The organism is Plantactinospora sp. DSM 117369 (assembly GCF_053764795.1).
This window is the reverse complement of sequence record NZ_CM132446.1, coordinates 1,067,454-1,085,604: the sequence shown is the minus strand read 5'-3', so window position 1 is coordinate 1,085,604 and position 18,151 is coordinate 1,067,454. Positions and strand designations below refer to the sequence as shown.

Below are 18,151 nucleotides of genomic sequence, written 5' to 3'. Positions count from 1 at the left end.
TCGGTCCACCAGCGTTCGACGCGCTCGGGCGACCAGCCGCGTCCGGCGCCGCCCCCACGGGAGGCCGGGACGCCAGTTCGTTCCGGTCGTCAGCTCCGCCTCGTCAGTCCTGCGGGACGTTCATCCGCTCCGGAATCGACTCGTAGCGCGCCGGGTCGAGGCCGGCCAGCGTGCCGTCGGTGACGGCGTCGATGATGCCGAACATCCCGACCTCGATCTGCTTGTTCAACATGCCGTTCTGCTTCTGGCTCCAGGACTGGGTCTGGCCCCGCGTCTCGAACAGGATGGTCGCGCTGCCCCGGAGGGCGAACGAGCCCAGTGCGGTACCGGGCAGGTTCGTGTCCTGCGGATAGCGCGTCACCTTGCTCTGCGGCGAGTTCCCGCCCTGCATGGCGTCGTACGCGGCGACGTTGATCCGCCGGGACGCGTCGTAGTCGAACTTGGGCCAGTTGCCGTGCTGTGCCGGGTCGGTGATGAAACGCCCCGAGATGGAGAGCGTGGTGAAGTCGTCCATCCCCTCACCGGTGTAGCAGGGCGCCTGGTTGTGCAGGTCGACGAAGACGTCCACGGTGCCGAACTCCCGCTCCAGGCCACGGTAGACCTCGCGGACGGTCTGCGCCTCGGGGGTCACGTACCAGCCGACCGAGGCGCTGTTGCCGGGGAAGTCGCCCGGCTGGGGAACGTAGTCGAGGTCCGGGTTGAAGTCGCGGTTCACGTCGAACCCGCCGAGCCGGGAGTTGTAGTTCCACGCCGGCTGGACCCCCGCCAACTGCGGGAAGTCGGCGACGACATCGTCCCAGCTCGTCGCGTTCTGCCGGGTGTCCAGCTCGCCGCCGTCGGCGTTGAGCCTCGGCACGGCGACCACGGTGACGGCCTTGCGGATCTCCGCGGAGCGGGCGGAGCTGTCGCCCAGCTTCTTGAGCGTCTCCAGCAGCGCGACGGTGCCGTTCATCTCGTTGCCGTGGATCTGGCTCTGGATCAGGACCACGGTGTCGCCCTCGCCGACCCGGGCGGTCCAGATCTCCCGCCCCTGGTTGGACAGACCGGCGACGTCGACGGCGACCTTGCCCCCGCTGGTCTGCTCGATCTGCGCAAGGCTGCGCCGCAGTTCGTCGTGGCTGATGAAGCCCTCGACGGGCTTGTTGCCGGTCTCCGTCCCACAGTGCGACTGGAGGGGCTGGGCGGCGACCGGCCCGCTGGTCATCGCGACCGCCCCTGGTACGCCGACGAGCAGGGCGGCGGCCACCGCGAGGCGGCGCTTGAGCTGGCTGACGGCGGCGTCGGGTCCGGACGTTGACGCGGCGGCACCAGCCGTGCCGGATCGGGTGGTGGCTGGCTGACTGCTGTGGCGGGACAACCTCGATGACATGCGCTGTACCTCCGGTGGGGTGGGGGTCCGGCGTGACGCGGTCGTGTCGGACACAGATTGATCTTGCTGCACCGAGCCGCGGCCGGGGCCGACGGAAACAGTGAGAAATGTCCGCCGTGCCGTACGGCAAGTCGATGTAACAAAAGCCGGCCAAATTTCGCTGCGAATGTGTTCCCCGGCTTGAAAATCGGAGACGCGAGTCGAAACCGCCGGCGTCCGCAGCGGGTCGCCACCTATCGAGGATCCATCACCGTCGGCCACGGCATCTCACCCACTAGCAGGTCAGAGGCTAGGCTCGCCACTCGGACCGGCACATCCGGAGCCGACACCGTTGCCTGGCCAATGGAAGCAGAAACGTCAACTCCTCACGCATCACATGGGGCAGGCCGGCGTCGCCAGAATCCCGGCACGGCCTTTCCAGACGTCCGCTCAACCGCAATGAATTTGTAAGGAGAAACCGTTGCCCTCCGCGAAGAATGCCCGCCGTTCCGTCTCGCTGACCATCGCCGCGCTGGCCGTGCTCTCCGCCAGCGGCTGCGGTGGCGACGGCGAACCCGCCACGTTCGGCGGTCCGGTCGACGCGGCCTCCTCGCCCGGCGCGAAGGCAACCGCCAGCGCGCCGGCCCGGCTCAAAGAGATCACCTCGGCCTGCGAACTGCTTCCGGCCGATGCGGTGGTGAAAACCCTGGGCGGCTCCGACCAGACCAAGCTCAAGGCCACCGAAGCGCCGCCCGTCGAGGACGAAACCACCCGCTACACCTGCGCCTACCAGGACGGCAACCGCGAGGCGCTGTCGCTGGTCGCGACGGCGTTCCCCGACCGCGCCGACACCGTGACCGAGACGATCGACGCCATCGGCGAGGGCAGCCAGGCCAAGACGACCCGGGTCGACGGCGTCGGGGCGGACGCGGTGGCGTACACGGTCGACGGCGCCCGGGTGCTGGCCTTCGCCGTGCCGTACCAGCAGGAGCTGCGGTTGGTGGTGCTCTCCGGCCCGTCGGTCATTCCGCAGAGCAAGTTCGCCGCACTCGGCAAGCAGGTTGCCGCCCGGCTCTGAACCGGGACGCCACCAGTCTGAGCCGGCAGGCTGTCTCCGCGCCCTAGCGCCGGCACCGCCGGGCGGCCGACCAGGATGGACGACCGACGGCCGACCAGGGGGTAGCTGGTGCGCGGACTGTCGAGCTGGGTGCACAGACGGGGCACGGAGAGTCGGGTTGGGCCGAGACGGCGCATGGCGAGGCGGTCCGGGTCGACCGGCCGGCGGGGGTCGGGGCTCGGACAGCCCGGGACGGTGGGCGCACAGGCGGGGCAGCTCGACAGTCCCGCCGGCGGATATCCCAACCCCACGCGCCTACGTGCTCACCGCCGAGCCCGAGCGTTACGGCGACAAGGGCGGCGCCGAACTGCCCGTAATCCCGATCTGACCCTCGGCGAGGCCGGCCCCCTGACTAACGACTCGACGGGGTCCAGCCCGTGGCGGTGAAGCGGGTCGCGTCGCTGCCCTCACCGGAGAAGAGCAGGCCGTTGGTGCCGACCACGAGCAGGCCGTCGACGTACACGCCGCGGCCTCGGGAAGTGCCGTCCGTGGTGTAGCTCCAGCGCAGGTCGGTGGTGCCGGCCGGCAGTTCCGCGAACGCCTGCCACCAGCGCCGGCCGCCGTAGCCGGTGACCGAGCCCTCGGCGGTCCACCGCCCGGTCGGGCCGACCAGGGTCACGTCGACCGGTGCCCAGGTCTCGCCGCCGTCGGCCGAGGTCTGGAAGTGCAGCAGGTCGTAGCGCGGCTCGGTGTCGTACCAGAGTTGGAAGCTGGCCACCGCCGCGCGGCCGGCGGCGCGGCGCAGCGGCGCGCTGAGGGTGACGCTGCCGCCGTCGAGGTCGTCCGCGCGCCAGGCGGTGCCGCCCATCGGCGGCCGGACCGGAGTCGCGTACGCCAGGTCGCGGGCCAGCGCCCGCCGGGCGACGTTGTTGCTGCCCCAGTTCCGATCCGGGTGTACCCGGTTGGTCAGCAGGATCAGGAAGGTGTGCGACAGCGGGTCGATCACGATCGAGGTGCCGGTGAACCCGGTGTGCCCGAACGCGACCGGCGAGGCGAGCCCGGACATGTACCAGTGCTTGTGCAGCTCGACCCCGAGCCCCCGGTCGCTCTCCGGATAGCGGCTCTCCAGGCGTGCGTTGTAGTTGACCAGCATGTCCCGGACCGTGGACTCGCGGAGGATCCGGGCACCCCGGTATTCGCCGCCGTTCAGCAACATCTGGCAGAAGATGGCCAGGTCGGCGGCGGTGGAGAAGAGGCCGGCGTGCCCGGCCACCCCGCCGAGTGCCCAGGCGTTCTCGTCGTGCACCTCGCCCCAGACCATGCCACGGTTCGCGTACGGCTGGTATTCGGTGGCCGCGATCCGGTGCCGGAGCGCCGGTGCCGGGTTGTAGCCGGTGTCGACCATCCGCAGCGGCCCGGTCACCTCGCTGGCGACGAGCTGCTCCAGCGGGCGGCCGGTCGCCCGCTCCACGAGTACGCCGAGCGCGATCAGCCCGAGGTCGGAGTAGACGTACTGGTTGCCGGGGCTGGCACCGGCGGCGAACGGGGTGGCCAGGGCGGCCGCCTCCCGCTCCTCCGGGGTCGGGTAGCTGCTCCACAGTGGCGCGAACGCGGGCAGCCCGCCGGTGTGGGTGAGCAGCATCCGTACGGTCACCGCCTCCTTGCCACCGGCGGCGAACTCCGGCAGGTAGCGCACCACCGGCGCGTCCAGCTCGACGGTGCCGCGCTCGACCTGGCGCAGCGCCACCACGGTGGTGAAGAGCTTGGAGATCGAGGCGAGGTCGAAGATGGTGTCCTTGCGCATCGGGATCTGCTGGTCGGCCGGCAACTCGACACCGATCCGCCCGGGTGCCGGCCCGACCTCGCTGTACTTCACCGCCGTGCCGACCGCCTCGTGCCGGACCACCACCCCGTCCTTGGCGGCCAGCAGCACGGCTCCGGCGTACGTCGGGAAGGTGGGGTGGTCCGGGGTCGGCGTCAGGTACGCCTCGGCGTCGGTGCGCAGCCGGTCGACGTACTCGGGCAGCAGGCCGACCTCCTGCGGCCGGCCGGCCCGCAGCGTGCGCCGGGCGAACCGGACATCGCCGGGCTCGACGGTCGGCGGCCCGCTCTGCCATCCTCCGCTGCGGCCCCCGGGCACTGCCTGGCCCACCTTGGGACCGGTCACCGCCTGGCCGACTTTCGGTCCGGCGGTCGCCGGGGGCGGTACGGCCAGGGCCGCGAAAAGGACCACCGTGCCGACTCCGGCACCGAGGAGTCCGGTGCCGATCCTCCGACGACGCATCGCCACCACCTCCGTGCCGGTCATCGAGCACGACCAGAATGAAGGTTTCCTTCGCCATTGGCAATAACACAGAAGCTTCTTGCCCTTCACCGTGGGGGCGACTAATTTACAGAGTCGGATGAATCACCTGGAGGTGCCATGCGGACCCGGCTACTGGCAGCAAGCGCCGCGATCGCCCTGCTCGTCGCCGGCGGCGCCAGCCCGCCCGCCCAGGCCGCACCGTCCACCCGGGGCACACCGTCCCCGGTGGACCGGCTGATCGCCCGGATGAGCCTCCCGGAGAAGGTCGGCCAGCTCTTCGCCACCTACGTCTACGGCGGCTCCGCCACCGCGCCGAGCGCGGCCGACGCCACCGCCAACCGCCAGGCGTACGGAGTGGAGACCGGTGCCGAGGTGGTCGCGAAATACCACCTCGGCGGGGTCATCTACTTCTCCTGGTCGCACAATCTCGACTCACCCCGGCAGATCGCCACGCTCTCCAACGGGCTCCAGGCGAGCGCCGCCGCCAACGGCCCCCGGATCCCGCTGCTCATCTCCACCGACCAGGAGCACGGCATCGTGCAGCGGCTGCCGGCTCCGGCCACCCTCTTCCCCGGCAACATGGCGCTCGGCGCCGGGCGCAGCCTGGTCGACGCGTACACCGCCGCCCGGATCACCGGGCGGGAGCTGGCGGCCGTCGGCATCCAGCAGGCGTGGGCGCCGTCGGCCGACGTCAACGTCAACCCGGCCAACCCGGTGATCGGGGTACGCTCCTTCGGCTCCGACCCGCTGCTGGTGGCCGGGATGACCGCCGCCCAGGTGGTCGGCTTCCAGGCCGGTGCCGGGGTCAGCGTGGCCGCCAAGCACTTCCCCGGGCACGGCGACACCCGGGACGACAGCCACACCGCGCTGCCGGTGATCCACCACACCCGGGACGAGTGGCAGCGGCTCGACGAACCGCCGTTCCGGGCCGCCATCGCGGCCGGAGTCGACACGATCATGACGGCGCACATCGTCGTACCGTCGCTGGACGACTCCGGCAACCCGGCCACGCTCTCCGCGCCGATCCTCACCGGGCTGCTCCGGGAGCGGCTCGGCTTCCGGGGCGTGGTGGTGACCGACTCGCTCGGCATGGCCGGGGTACGCCAGCAGTACGGCGACGACCGCGTCCCGGTACTCGCCCTCAAGGCCGGTGCCGACCTGCTGCTGATGCCGCCGAACCTCGACCTGGCGGTCAACTCCGTACTCGCCGCCGTCGCCTCCGGTGAACTCACCGAGGCCCGGATCGACCAGTCGGTACGCCGGCTCCTCACCCTCAAGCAGCGCCGGGGCGTACTCGACGGGGTGCCGCCGGTCGACCCGGACGCCGCCGTTCGGGTGGTCGGGCAGCCTGCCCACCAGGCCGAGCTGCGGAAGATCACCGACCGTACCGTGACCGCGGTGCGCAACGACGCCAAGCTGCTGCCGCTGCCGAGGGCCGACCGGTCGGTGCTGGTCACCGGCTGGAACTCCAGCGCCTTCGACAACGTCGGCACCCTCGCCGCCGGGCTGGCCGCCCGGGGCAACCGGACCAGCGTGCTGCCGACCGGGCTGCCGAACGACGCGAAGATCGCCGAGGCGGTGGCGGCGGCCCAGGCCAACGACCTGACGATCGTGCTGACCCAGAAGGCCTTCGACACCACGGTCACCGACCCGAACGCCCGGCAGCAGAAGCTGGTGCACGCGCTGGCCGCCACCGGCAAGCCAGTGGTGGTGGTCGCGGTGCGGGACGCGTACGACGTCGGGCACTTCCCCGACGTGCCGACCCAGCTCGTCACGTTCGGCTACACGTTGGCGTCGATGGAGGCGCTGACCCGGGTACTCGCCGGAGAGGTCGCACCGCGCGGCAAGCTCCCGGTCAGCGTGCCGGACCCGGCCGACCCGGCGACGGTCCGCTACCCGTACGGCCACGGCCTCACCTGGCGGCTCCGCCGCTAGCAGCATCACATACGACTTCCGGCGTACGGTCGGGGCGTCGACGACCAGCCTCGCGGCGGTCGGCGGGCGGCCCGGCCGCGCCTAGCGTCGGAGTCATGATTGAGGTGCAGGCGCTGACCAAGCGCTACGGCGGAACCCTCGCCGTCGACGAACTGTCGTTCGCCGTGAAACCCGGCCAGGTCACCGGGTTCCTCGGGCCGAACGGAGCCGGCAAGTCCACCACCATGCGGATGATCGTGGGGCTGGACCGGCCGACCGGCGGGACGGTGACGGTGGCCGGTCGCCCCTACCGCGACCACCCCGCGCCGCTGTGCCAGGTCGGTACGCTGCTCGACGCCAAAGCGGTGCACCGGGGACGGAGTGCCCGCAACCACCTGCTGGCGCTGGCCCAGACCCACGGGATCGGCCGGCGGCGGGTCGACGAGGTGCTGGAGACGGTCGGGCTGACCGTCGTGGCGGACCGGCGGGCCGGCGGCTTCTCGCTCGGGATGGGCCAGCGGCTCGGGATCGCCACCGCACTGCTCGGCGACCCGGCGGTGGTGATGCTGGACGAGCCGGTCAACGGGCTCGACCCGGACGGGGTGCTCTGGGTACGCAACCTGCTCAAGGGGCTGGCCGCCGAGGGACGTACCGTGCTGGTCTCCAGCCACCTGATGAGCGAGATGGCGGTCACCGCCGAACACCTGGTGATCATCGGTCGGGGGCGACTGCTCGCCGACACCACGGTCGCGGACCTGATCGCCCGGGTCGCCGTCGGCAGCGTGCTGGTGCGCTCGCCGCACGCCACCGAGCTGGCTGAACTGCTCACCGCGCACGGTGCCGCGCTGACCGGGGTCGAGCCGGGCGTGTTCCAGGCCGCCGGGCTGGCCGCCGAGCGGATCGGCGACCTGGCCCTGGCCGGCGGGCTGGCCGTGCACGAGCTGACCCCGCGCCGGGCGTCGCTGGAGGAGGCGTACATGGAGTTGACCCGGGAGGCGGTGGAGTACCGGTGAGGATCACGTTCACCAGGGTGGTCCGGTCGGAGTGGACGAAGCTCCGCTCGCTCCGCTCCACCTGGCTGACCCTGGGTACGGTGCTGCTGCTCGCGGTGGGGCTGGCCGGCGCGATCGGCTACGGCGTACGCCGCTCGGTGCAGTCCGGCGAGCCGGCCCCGTCCGTGGCCGACGCGGTCGCGATGGCGTTCCTGCCGATGGACTTCCTGATGCTGGTGATCGGCGTCTTCGGGGTGCTACAGATCTCCGGCGAGTACGGCACCGGCGCGATCCGGGCCACCCTGACCGCCGTACCCCGGCGCTGGCCGGTGCTCGCCGCCAAGGCGGTCGCCCTGACCGGGGTCACCGCACCGGTTCTCGCGGTCACCTGCCTCGCCGCGTTCCTGACCTGCCAGGCCGGGCTGGGGCCGGACGGCGCATCGCTGGGCGATCCCGGGGTTCCCCGCGCGATCGCCGGAGCGGCCGGATCGGCGGTGCTGATGGGGCTGCTCGGGCTCGGCCTCGGTGCGATGCTTCGGCACACCGCCGGGGCGATCACCGCGCTGGTGGTACTACTGATGGTCGTACCGGCACTGCTCGGGCCGGTGCTGCCGGGCGACCGGGAGGAGGCGGTGTTGAAATACGTACCGGCCCTCGCCGGTCAGGCGATGTACAGCCTGCACGGTGACGGCAGCCCGATCGAGATGCTGGCGCCCGCCCCGGCCAGCGCGGTGCTGGTGGGCTGGGCCGGCCTGCTGCTGCTCGGCGGGGTCGCCGTGCTGCGTCGGCGGGACGGATAGCTCGCCGTGCCCGGCACGCTCCCGCTGGCACGGACGACCCCGGCGTGGATGTCTGACCTGCTCCGGCGGCATCCCCGGTGGGTCGACGCCGGCCTGGTCCTGCTGCTCGGGCTGGCCAGCGGACCGGTGGCGCTGGCCGGCACCGGAGTGGACGCCTGGCTCTGGTTCGTCGCCGTGCACGCCCCGCTGGTCTGGCGCCGGCAGGCCCCGGTCCTGGTCTGCTGGGCGGTGTACGGCCTCGCGATCGTCTCGGCGGTGCTGGTCGGCATCCGGGTCAACGGGGTCCACCCGGAACTCGTCGTCGCGGTGGCGATCTACACCGTCGCCCGGTACCGCCCGCAGCGCCACGTCTGGCCGATCGTCGCGGCGACCGAGATCCCGGCGGTCGTACTCCTGCTGCCGGGCGGGCCGAACTGGACCTCACTCGGCTTCATCACCTGCGGGCTCGCCGCGACCGTGCTGCTCGGGGTGACGGTGCGGATCCGCCGGGCCTACCTGGCCGAACTGGAGGAGCGGGCCCGCCGGCTGGAACGGGAACGGGACCAGCGGGCCCGGCTCGCCGTCGCCGCCGAGCGGGCCCGGATCGCCCGGGACCTGCACGACATCGTGGCGCACAACCTCGCCGTGATGGTGGCGCTGGCCGACGGCGCCAGCTACGCCGCCGGTACGGCTCCACAGCGGGCCGCCGAGACCATGGCCCAGGTGTCGGCGACCGGTCGGCAGGCGCTCGGCGAGATGCGCCGGCTGCTGGGGCTGCTCCGCGACGAGGCGGTCGGCCGGGCGCCACAGCCGGGCCTCGGCGACCTGGATTCGCTGGTCGCGCAGGTCCGCACCGCCGGGCTCCGGGTCGGGCTGACCGTGCACGACGCGCCGCTGGCCTGCGGTCCGGGCGCCGGGCTCGCCGTCTACCGGATCGTCCAGGAGGCGCTCACCAACACCCTCAAGCACGCCGGCCCGGCCGCCGAGGTGCAGATCCGGCTGTACTCCCGGCCGGACGGCCTGCACCTGGAGATCCTCGACGACGGCGCCGGGCGTACCGCCGAGGCGTCGAGCGGTGGGCACGGGTTGGCTGGGATGATCGAGCGGGCCGCCGCGTACGGCGGGGAGGTCGAGGCCGGGCCCCGGTCCGACGGCCCCGGCTGGCGGGTACGGGCCCGGCTGCGGCTCGACGACGAGGAGACGACGTGACCCGGGCGGCCGAGCTGACCGGGCGGGGTGGGGAGGCGGCGTGACCATCCGGGTGCTGCTCGTCGACGACCAGCCGCTACTCCGGCTGGGCTTCCGGATGGTGCTGGAGAGCCAGCCCGACCTGGCGGTGGTCGGCGAGGCCGGCGACGGTGCGCAGGGCGTCTCGATGACCCGTACGCTCCGCCCGGACGTGGTGCTGATGGACGTCCGGATGCCGGTGCTGGACGGCATCGAGGCGACCCGGCAGATCATCGAGTCCGGCGCCCCGGCCCGGATCCTCGTGCTCACCACGTTCAACCTCGACGAGTACGTCTTCGCCGCGCTGCGGGCCGGGGCGAGCGGGTTCCTGCTCAAGGACGTACCCCCGCCGGACCTGCTCACCGGGATCCGGGCGGTGGCGGCCGGCGACGCGGTGGTGGCGCCCAGCGTGACCCGGCGGCTGATCGACGCCTTCGCCGCACACCTGCCGGACCCGTCCACCGGGCGGTCCCCGGTCGACGAGCGGCTGCACCGGCTGACCGACCGGGAACGGGAGGTGCTGGTGGAGGTGGCCCGGGGCCGGTCCAACGCCGAGATCGCCGGGCTGCTCACCGTCTCCGAGGCGACCGTGAAGACCCATGTCGGGCGGATCCTCGGCAAGCTCGGCCTGCGGGACCGGGTCCAGGTGGTGGTCTTCGCCTACGAGGCGGGCATCGTACGCCCGGGTGACGAGCGCTGACCGGTCCGCTGGAGGACGGCGCCCGGCTCAGAACTGGAACGGCCAGTCGCGCAGGAAGCGCAGGCCGAGCAGGAAGGCGATCACCGCCGGGCCGACGGCCAGGGTGACGGCCTGGGCCCGGTACTGGATCCGGTGCCGGAGCAGTTCCAGCCCGTTGGCCAGGATGATCACGCCGCCGACCATCATGAAGCCGCCCCACCAGCCGGTCGAGCCGAAGTCCACCGCGTCGTTGACCAGCAGCAGGAACGTGATCCCGAGCGCGGCGGTGTTCAGCGCCAGCATCGCGACCGTGCGGTGGAACGCCCGGGGCAGCGGATCCGGCGACCGCCAGTGATAGGTGCCGGCGACGGCCAGCGCCGGAAGGGTGATCATGAACGGCCAGCCGCGCCCCATCACCCCCAGCATCAGCATCGCGCCGACCGCGAAGACCAGTCCGCCGACGCAGGCCAGCAGGTATCCGACGAACGCGCGCCCGCCGCCGCGGGCCAGCAGGGGTCCGCCGGACGCCGCGATCAGGGCTCCGGGTACCAGCACGAAGCCGGCCCACCAGTGGAACCGGTCGATCGACTGTGCGGTCACGGTCACCACCACGACCCCGAGTCCCGCCACAGCCAGGCTGGTCAGCCAGCGTCCGGCAATCACCAGCCGGCGCCTCCCTACGGTCTCCACGTCAACGCTCACAGTTGACGACTCTGCCGGCTGGCCCTCGCAAGGACCATCCCGTCAGCCCTACCATCCGCCGGACGGTTAGCCCGAAGACCGGACAGACCCCCGGGACAATCCGGTCGTACCGCTAAAAGTCTCCACCGCCGCCGAAGTCTCCGCCGCCGAAATCCCCGCCGCCGAAATCACCGGCACCGGGATCCGCCGCCCCGCCCGCGCCGCCGTCATCCGCGCCGTCGGCGACGCCCTCCTGGTAGCCGGCATCGGAGCCGTACCCCGGATCGGCGAAGGCGGGTGAGAAGAGGGCGTCGGCGATCAGCACGCCGCCGAGCACCCCGGCACCGGCCGCCAGGCCGGTCTTCCACCACGGCGTCGAATACCAGCCGGCCGGCACCGGCCGGCCCTGCATCCGCCCACCGGGGTAGTAGTAGGGCGTCCCCGCCCCGGGGTCCGGCCCGGCCCGGAACGTCTCGCCCTGGACCTGCACCTCCCTGGGCACGGTGACCGCACCGACGCCCCGGGCGGCGGCCAGCGGCGGCAGTTCCGGCCCCGGATCGATGCCGAGCGCCACCCGGGCCGCCCGGACGTACGCCAGCCCCTCCAGGGCGGTCTCCCGAGCCAGCTCGTACTGCCGGACGCTGCGCGCCTGTTCGAGCTGGGCACCGGCGGCGTTGTAGCGCTCCCCGGCGTCGGCCAGCGCCTGCCGGACCGCCGGTTCGGTGCCGTGCAGGTTCATCAACTGCCCGCCCAGCCGCTCGTACCAGCGACCGGCCTCGGCCCGCGCGTCGGCGAGTTCCCGGGCCTGCCGGGCGGCGCGCTCGCGACGCCACCAGAGGACAGCACCGCCGAGCAGCACCACCAGCAGCAGGAACCAGAACACCTCGCCCATCACCCCACGGTACCCACCACCACCGGCGAGTACTCGCGCCGCTGCGCCGGGCGCCTGGCATGCTCTGTGAGGTGGACCTCTCGACCGTGGCCGTGGTGATCGTCTGCCTCGTCGCGGGCGGGGCGATCGGCTGGCTGGCCGCGACCGCACGGTCGACCGCCGAGATCGCCCGGCTGGACGCGACCCTGCGGGCCACCCGGGAGGGCGAGGGCCGGCTGGAGCAGTCGATGCGGGCGCTCTCCTACGAGGCGACCGCCCAGTCCCAGGAGGCGGTGGCCCGGGCGGTGGCGCCGCTGCACGAGACCCTGCGCCGCTACGAGCAGCGGGTCGCCGAGCTGGAGCACGACCGGGTCGACGCGTACGCCGAGCTGCGCGAGCAGGTCCGCGCGATGACGGCGGTCTCCGGCGAGCTGCGTACCGAGACCAAGCAGCTCGTCGCCGCGCTGCGCGCCCCGCAGGTACGCGGCCGCTGGGGCGAGCACCAGCTCCGCCGGGTGGTGGAGGCGGCCGGCATGCTGGAGCACTGCGACTTCGCCGAGCAGGTGACCGCGGCGACCGAGCACCAGGTGGTCCGCCCCGACCTGGTGGTCCGGCTGCACGGCGGCCGCTCGGTGGTGGTGGACGCGAAGGCACCGTTCGACGCGTACCTGACCGCCATGGAGGCCCGGGACGAGCAGGGCCGGGACCGGCACCTGGACGCGCACGCCCGGCACCTGCGGGCACACGTCGACGCGCTGGCCGCCAAGTCCTACTGGGCCGCCTTCGACCAGTCCCCGGAGTTCGTGGTGCTCTTCGTGCCGGCGGACCCGTTCCTCGACGTGGCGCTGCAACGCGACCCGACGCTGCTGGAGCACGCGTTCGCCCGCAACGTGGTGCTGGCCACCCCGGCGACCCTGGTGGCGCTGCTGCGTACCGTCGCCTACTCGTGGCGGCAGGAGGCGCTGGCCCGCAACGCGGTGGCGGTGCACGCGCTGGCCCGCGAGCTGTACGGCCGGCTCGGCACCCTCGGCGAGCACGTCGCCAAGCTGGGCGGGGCGCTCGGCGGGGCGGTGACCGCGTACAACCGGGCGGTGGGTTCGCTGGAGGCCCGGGTACTCGTCAGCGCGCGCAAGCTCGCCGAGCTGGGCGTGGCCGGCGACGACCTGCCGGCGCCGCCGCAGGTGGAGACCGCGCCACGCCAGCCGCAGGCGCCCGAGCTGGTCGATCCGCCGAGCGCGCGGCACCTGGAGATTCCCCGGCCGACCCAGCTCTGACCGTCCGAATCGGAACCGGCGTTCAGCCGGTCATCGACGCCGATCCGCCCAGCTACCGCGCCGATCGGTCCACTCAGATCACGGGGTGGTCACAACGCGGAGCGCGATAGTGACAGGCATGTGCACGGCGACCGAGGATTCCGGTCACGTGTGCCCTGCGCTGTAGGGCCTGTTCTCCCGAAGGACATGAACGTGAGTAGATCCCGTGCCTGGCGCCGACGGACCTCCGCCGGGGTACTCGCCTCGGTCGTGGTCCTGAGCGGCCTGACCCTGGCCACCGGTGCCACCCCGGCGAGCGCCGATCCGACCGCCGCCCCCGAAACCCTGAAGTCCGGTCCCACCGACACCCTGGGCCCGCGCGACCTGGAACTGCTCGCCGAGGCGAAGTCCCGCAAGGAATCCCGGGTGACGCTGCTCATCGCGGCCGACAAGGGCCGGTCGGCCGCCGTCGTCGCCGGGCTGCGCAAGCTCGGCGGCATCATCGCCAAGCGGGCCGACCAGGTCGGTTACGTCCGCGCCAGCGTACCCACCTCGGCCGTGCCGGCCGCCGCGGCGCTGCCCGGCGTCGCGGCGGCGGACCTGGACGACAAGGTCAAGCTGCCGGAGCCCGAGCCGACCCCCACGCCGGCCCGGGCACAGGCGCGGGCCAAGGCGGCGGTGTCCGGTCCCGGAGCCGACACGCCGGCCCGGAACCCGTACATGCCGACCCACGAGATCGGGGCGGTGGACTTCAAGGCCGCGCATCCGAGCTGGGACGGCCGGGGCGTCACGATCGGCATCATGGACACCGGGGTCGACCTGGACCACCCGTCGTTGCAGACCACCTCGACCGGCGAGCGCAAGATCGTCGACTGGTTCACCGCCACCGACCCCATCTTCGACGGGGACGCCACCTGGCGGATCATGCGTGACCAGGTGACCGGCCCGAGCTTCAGCTACGCGGGTGCCGCCTGGACGGCGCCGGCCGGGACGTACCGGATCAACCGGTTCGCCGAGTCCATCACCGCCGGGAGCGCCCCGGCCGGTGACATCAACCGGGACGGCGACACCACGGACCTGTTCGGCATCCTCTACGACCCGACGAGCCACGACATCCGGGTCGACGCCAACGGAAACCGGGACTTCACCGACGACGCGGTGATGCGCCCGTACGCCGAGCGCTACGACGTGGGCCACTTCGGCACCGACAAGCCGGACACCCCGGTACGCGACCAGACCCCGTTCGTGGTCGAGTTCCGCGAGGACGTGGACACCACCCCGGCCGGCCTGCCGGGGGCGTACGACTTCGTCAACATCGGGGTGGTCGAGGACTCGCACGGCTCGCACGTCGCCGGCATCACCGCCGCGAACGACATGTTCGGCAACGCCAACCTGGACGGTGGGGCGCCCGGCGCGAAGCTGGTCTCCGCCCGCGCCTGCACCTGGGGCGGCGGCTGCACCTTCGCCGCGCTCACCGACGGCATGGTCGAGTTGGTGGTCAACCGCGACGTGGACGTGGTCAACATCTCGATCGGCGGCCTCGGGTCGATGAACGACGGCAGCGACCTGCGCGCAGAACTCTACAACCGGATCGTCAACGAACTCGGGGTGCAGCTCGTCTTCTCGGCCGGCAACGACGGCCCCGGCATCAACACCATCGGCGACCCCTCCACGGTCAGCGACATCGTCAGCGTCGCCGCCGGGATCAGCCAGGAGAGCTACCTGGCCAACTACGGCTCGGAGACCCGCACGCCGTACCAGCTCCTCTACTTCTCCGCGCGCGGCCCGCGTGAGGACGGCGGGTTCAAGCCGAACATCACCGCACCGGGGTCGGCGATCTCCACCACCCCGCTCTGGCTGCCGGGCAACCCGGTGGCCGAGGCGGGCTACCCGCTGCCGCCGGGCTACCAGATGATCAACGGTACGTCGATGTCCGCCCCGCAGGTGACCGGCGGCATCGCGCTGTTGCTCTCGGCCGCCAAGGCGAACCGCAAGCTGGTCACCACCGCCGCGCTGCGCCGGGCGATCTACTCGTCGGCATCCTGGATCGACGGGGTACCGGCGCACGGCCAGGGCAACGGGCAGCTCAACGTACCGGCCGCCTGGCAACTGCTGGCGGGTGCCGCGCTGGAGACCCGGGGCTACACGGTCGACGCCCCGGTCTGCACGCCGCTGGCGGACCTGCTGGCCACCCCGTACCGGGGCACCGGCATCTACAACCGGTGCGCCGTCGGCGCCGGCGGGCAGAAGCCGAACGCGGCGAAGACCTACAAGGTGAAGGTGACCCGGAACAGCGGGCCGAAGGGGACCGTCCGGCACGACCTGCGGCTGGTCGGCGACACCGGCAACGTCTTCGGCAACCTGCCGGAGCACCTGGACCTGCCGCTGGGCAAGACGGTGACGTTCAGCGTCGAGGCGAAGGCGGGCGTCGGGGCGCACAGCGCGATCGTCGAGGTCGACGACCCGGCGACCCCGGCGGTGGACTTCGAGTTCATGAACGTCGTGACGGTCGCCGAGGTGCCGAAGAAGAAGAACTTCTCCTTCTCGGCCGGCGGCAACGTGGACCGCAACCTGTTCAAGACGTACTTCGTCACGGTGCCGGAGGGTGCCGGATCGTTGCAGGTAAACCTGACCGGCATCGCCCCCGGCTCGCAGACCCGGTTCATCGCGATCAACCCGTGGGGCATCCCGGTGGACAACACCGTGAGCACGGCCTGCTTCACCAACTTCTCCGATGTGGCCGCCTGCAAGCCGGACGAGCGGTCGTACGACAACCCGATCCCGGGCGTCTGGGAGATCGAAGTCGAGTCCCGGCGTACGTCGCCGCTGCTCGGCAACCCGTACCAGATCCAGGCCCGGGTGCAGGGCGTCGAGGTCACCCCGGACGAGACCGAGCTGCTCAGCGTGCAGGCCGGGGAGCCCACCCCGGTCGACTGGGAGCTGACCAACCAGTTCGGTCCGGTCGTCGTCACCGGCTCGGGCGGGCCGCTCGGCAGCACCGTGGAGGCGCGGCCGAGCATCGGGCACCACGAGGTGCTGAGCTACGAGGTGGCGGTGCCGGCTGGGGCCAGCCGGCTCGACGTGGCGATCGGCAACACCAGTGACCCCGGTGCCGACCTCGACCTCTACGTCTACAAGGACGGCGTACGGGTGGCGTTCGACGCCGACGGTGACTCGGAGGAGTCCGTCTCGCTGGCCAATCCGGCGGCCGGGACCTACGAGATCGAGGTCGAGGGGTACTCGGTGCCGGCCGGTACCACCCAGCTCGACTACCGGGACGTGTTCTTCTCCCCCGCCCTCGGCAACCTGTCCGTGCCGGCGACCTACGAATCGCTGGCGTACCAGGACACGACGACCATCACCGGTTCGGTGACCGCGCTGACGGTTCCGGCCGCCGGCCGGCAGCTCTCCGGCGAGATGAAGGTCGTCACCGTGGACGGTGCCGTGGTCGGCAACGCCCTGGTGAAGGTCGACGCGGTGAACTGACCTCGACGATCCACTGCACCGAACGGGGTCCGTCCCAGCCCGGGACGGACCCCGTTCGACGTCTGGGGTTACTACCGTCGCCGGGCCACCCCGTCGAGGAACGCGCGCCAGGCGATCGGCCCGAACGCCAGCGCTGGCCCCTGCCGGTCCTTGCTGTCTGGAGCAGCCCAGGAACCACCGTCAGCTCGAAGCTTCGGACCATGGTGGCGTGTTGCTCGTACTCCAGCGTCACCGTCGGGCTGGCGCCGGTTCTGGCGGTACTGCCGATGCGGGTCGCGTTGGCGCTGTCCCGACTCGGTCGAACTCGTCCCGATGCCCTACCAGCCACCGCCCACGCCGCCGCTGTCCAATGCGGAGTACCGGGCGGCAGTCCGTGCGAAGGCACCCGGGCCGGTGCACGTCGACACGTCCACGCCGGCCAGGGAGCGGATGCGCAACCGCCGGCCCGCCCGACCGTGGGCTGTTACTGCCCATGGCGGGGTAGTAACAGCCCACGATCCGGACGCCCAGGTCGGGTCGCACCCGCGGCTGTCCAACATGCGGGCGGGCAGCCTGACCCGGGCCGGGGAGTACCGCGCCCGACGTGGCGAGCGGGTCGGTCGGGGGTAGGCGTGATCGGGCCGCAGGAGCGTTGGCGCCGGCATGTCCCGGCGCACCCGTCGTACCGCTGTCGCGCCTGCGGGATTCCCTGGCCGTGCCAGCAGCGCGACTGGCGCTCGTGACCGCCTTCCGGAATGACCGGGTCGGCCTGATGGTGTACCTCGGTGCCCAGCTCGCCCGTGCCCTGCGGGAACTGCCCGACGTCCACCCCGCATTGCTCGCGGGCCAGATCCTCTACTGGGTACCCCGCCGCCGCTGACCGGCCTCCCGGACATCCGGCCTCCCGGACATCCGGCGTCGGCCCGCCCAGGACCGGTATCTCGCTCGAGCGTGATACCACCGAGTCATCGTGATGACATGGTGGTATCACGCTCACCGGGCATATGCCTCCGAGCCGGAACGGCCGCCGTACCTCCCATGCGGCTCCCGTCCATTTCCTGGCGGTCAGCCCCTCCGGGCGGTCAGCCCCGGGTGGCGCTCTGGACCTGGAACGGGGTGCCCTGCTGGCAGGTGGTCATCAGATTGGGGCGTACCTCGCCGACGACCGTCACCCGGGCTCCGGCGGTGAGCACGTCCCGCGGGCCACCGACCAGCAGATAGCCGTCCAGCAGCAGGCAGTTGGGTTCGACCCCGGCCTGGACCGTCCCGCGCAGCGTGGTCGTACCGCCCGGCGCCGCCCCGCCGCGCGGTGGTCTGGTCGGAGCGGTCGGATCCGCGCTCGGACCGCCGGGGCTGGTCGGACCAGGGCCGGACGGACCGGACGGGCCTGACGGGCCTGACGGGCCTGACGAGGCCGGGTCTGGCGAGGGGGACACGGTCACCGGACTTCCTCCCGATCCGTTCGGCGGCGTCGAGCCGGAGTCCGCGCACGCCCCGAAGGTCAGCCCGGCAGCCAGCACCGCACCGACCATCCACCGCGTCGTCATGGCAGATTCGACGCGTACGCCGGGCCGCCCGTT

Annotated in this window: 15 protein-coding genes; 9 read left to right on the top strand and 6 right to left on the bottom strand. The window is 72.3% G+C overall.

Features of this window, described 5'->3' with window-relative positions:
• Nucleotides 1-103: 103 nt before the first annotated feature.
• The gene (locus ACSMXO_RS05005; RefSeq protein ID WP_455416856.1) at nucleotides 104-1,369 is read right to left on the bottom strand and encodes a M14 family zinc carboxypeptidase; all 1,266 of its coding nucleotides are present in this window, start codon (nucleotides 1,367-1,369) and stop codon (nucleotides 104-106) included.
• Between the two features lie 460 nt (nucleotides 1,370-1,829).
• On the opposite strand from ACSMXO_RS05005, the gene ACSMXO_RS05000 reads away from it, so the two are divergent.
• Nucleotides 1,830-2,426 carry a hypothetical protein gene (locus ACSMXO_RS05000; RefSeq protein WP_455416855.1) on the top strand — a complete coding sequence of 199 codons (597 nt, stop codon included), beginning with the start codon at nucleotides 1,830-1,832 and terminating at the stop codon, nucleotides 2,424-2,426.
• A 391-nt stretch (nucleotides 2,427-2,817) separates the two neighbouring features.
• On the opposite strand, the gene ACSMXO_RS04995 is transcribed toward ACSMXO_RS05000, so the two are convergent.
• Nucleotides 2,818-4,713, bottom strand: coding sequence for a serine hydrolase (locus ACSMXO_RS04995; protein WP_455416854.1), 1,896 nt, complete (start codon nucleotides 4,711-4,713; stop codon nucleotides 2,818-2,820).
• A 114-nt stretch (nucleotides 4,714-4,827) separates the two neighbouring features.
• On the opposite strand from ACSMXO_RS04995, the gene ACSMXO_RS04990 reads away from it, so the two are divergent.
• The 5 genes from ACSMXO_RS04990 to ACSMXO_RS04970 all read left to right on the top strand — a co-directional run bounded on the left by ACSMXO_RS04990 (nucleotide 4,828) and on the right by ACSMXO_RS04970 (nucleotide 10,322).
• On the top strand, nucleotides 4,828-6,645 hold the full coding sequence (locus ACSMXO_RS04990; RefSeq protein WP_455416853.1) for a glycoside hydrolase family 3 protein: 1,818 nt from the start codon (nucleotides 4,828-4,830) through the stop codon (nucleotides 6,643-6,645).
• A gap of 95 nt (nucleotides 6,646-6,740) precedes the next feature.
• Complete coding sequence (locus ACSMXO_RS04985) at nucleotides 6,741-7,637, top strand: ATP-binding cassette domain-containing protein (RefSeq protein ID WP_455416852.1); 897 nt, start codon at nucleotides 6,741-6,743, stop codon at nucleotides 7,635-7,637.
• Entirely contained in the window at nucleotides 7,634-8,416 is a 783-nt protein-coding gene (locus ACSMXO_RS04980) for an ABC transporter permease (RefSeq protein WP_346260395.1), read from the top strand. Before ACSMXO_RS04985 ends, ACSMXO_RS04980 begins: the two co-directional genes overlap by 4 nt.
• A gap of 48 nt (nucleotides 8,417-8,464) precedes the next feature.
• Complete coding sequence (locus tag ACSMXO_RS04975) at nucleotides 8,465-9,604, top strand: sensor histidine kinase (protein WP_455416851.1); 1,140 nt, start codon at nucleotides 8,465-8,467, stop codon at nucleotides 9,602-9,604.
• A 40-nt stretch (nucleotides 9,605-9,644) separates the two neighbouring features.
• Nucleotides 9,645-10,322: a response regulator gene (locus ACSMXO_RS04970; protein ID WP_455416850.1), complete on the top strand. Its 678-nt coding sequence runs from the start codon at nucleotides 9,645-9,647 to the stop codon at nucleotides 10,320-10,322.
• A gap of 27 nt (nucleotides 10,323-10,349) precedes the next feature.
• Here ACSMXO_RS04970 and ACSMXO_RS04965 read toward each other — a convergent pair whose 3' ends face one another.
• Together ACSMXO_RS04965 and ACSMXO_RS04960 are read right to left on the bottom strand one after the other, a co-directional pair.
• Nucleotides 10,350-10,964 (bottom strand): hypothetical protein, encoded by a 615-nt coding sequence (locus ACSMXO_RS04965; protein ID WP_346260392.1) that lies wholly within the window; start codon nucleotides 10,962-10,964, stop codon nucleotides 10,350-10,352.
• 151 nt (nucleotides 10,965-11,115) lie between these two features.
• Nucleotides 11,116-11,874 carry a hypothetical protein gene (locus tag ACSMXO_RS04960; RefSeq protein ID WP_455416849.1) on the bottom strand — a complete coding sequence of 253 codons (759 nt, stop codon included), beginning with the start codon at nucleotides 11,872-11,874 and terminating at the stop codon, nucleotides 11,116-11,118.
• A gap of 71 nt (nucleotides 11,875-11,945) precedes the next feature.
• Here ACSMXO_RS04960 and ACSMXO_RS04955 point away from each other — a divergent pair, with 71 nt between their 5' ends.
• Nucleotides 11,946-13,127, top strand: a complete 1,182-nt coding sequence (locus tag ACSMXO_RS04955; RefSeq protein ID WP_455416848.1) for a DNA recombination protein RmuC — start codon at nucleotides 11,946-11,948, stop codon at nucleotides 13,125-13,127.
• 192 nt (nucleotides 13,128-13,319) lie between these two features.
• On the top strand, nucleotides 13,320-16,592 hold the full coding sequence (locus ACSMXO_RS04950; protein ID WP_455416847.1) for a S8 family serine peptidase: 3,273 nt from the start codon (nucleotides 13,320-13,322) through the stop codon (nucleotides 16,590-16,592).
• 71 nt (nucleotides 16,593-16,663) lie between these two features.
• Here the strand turns inward: ACSMXO_RS04950 and ACSMXO_RS04945 are convergent, their stop codons facing one another.
• A complete protein-coding gene (locus tag ACSMXO_RS04945; protein ID WP_346260429.1) occupies nucleotides 16,664-16,906 on the bottom strand; it encodes a DUF397 domain-containing protein in 243 nt (80 codons plus the stop codon).
• 380 nt (nucleotides 16,907-17,286) lie between these two features.
• On the opposite strand from ACSMXO_RS04945, the gene ACSMXO_RS04940 reads away from it, so the two are divergent.
• Nucleotides 17,287-17,451 carry a flavin reductase gene (locus ACSMXO_RS04940; protein WP_455416846.1) on the top strand — a complete coding sequence of 55 codons (165 nt, stop codon included), beginning with the start codon at nucleotides 17,287-17,289 and terminating at the stop codon, nucleotides 17,449-17,451.
• 202 nt (nucleotides 17,452-17,653) lie between these two features.
• Here ACSMXO_RS04940 and ACSMXO_RS04935 read toward each other — a convergent pair whose 3' ends face one another.
• A complete protein-coding gene (locus ACSMXO_RS04935; RefSeq protein ID WP_455416845.1) occupies nucleotides 17,654-18,118 on the bottom strand; it encodes a hypothetical protein in 465 nt (154 codons plus the stop codon).
• Between the last annotated feature and the right edge of the window lie 33 nt (nucleotides 18,119-18,151).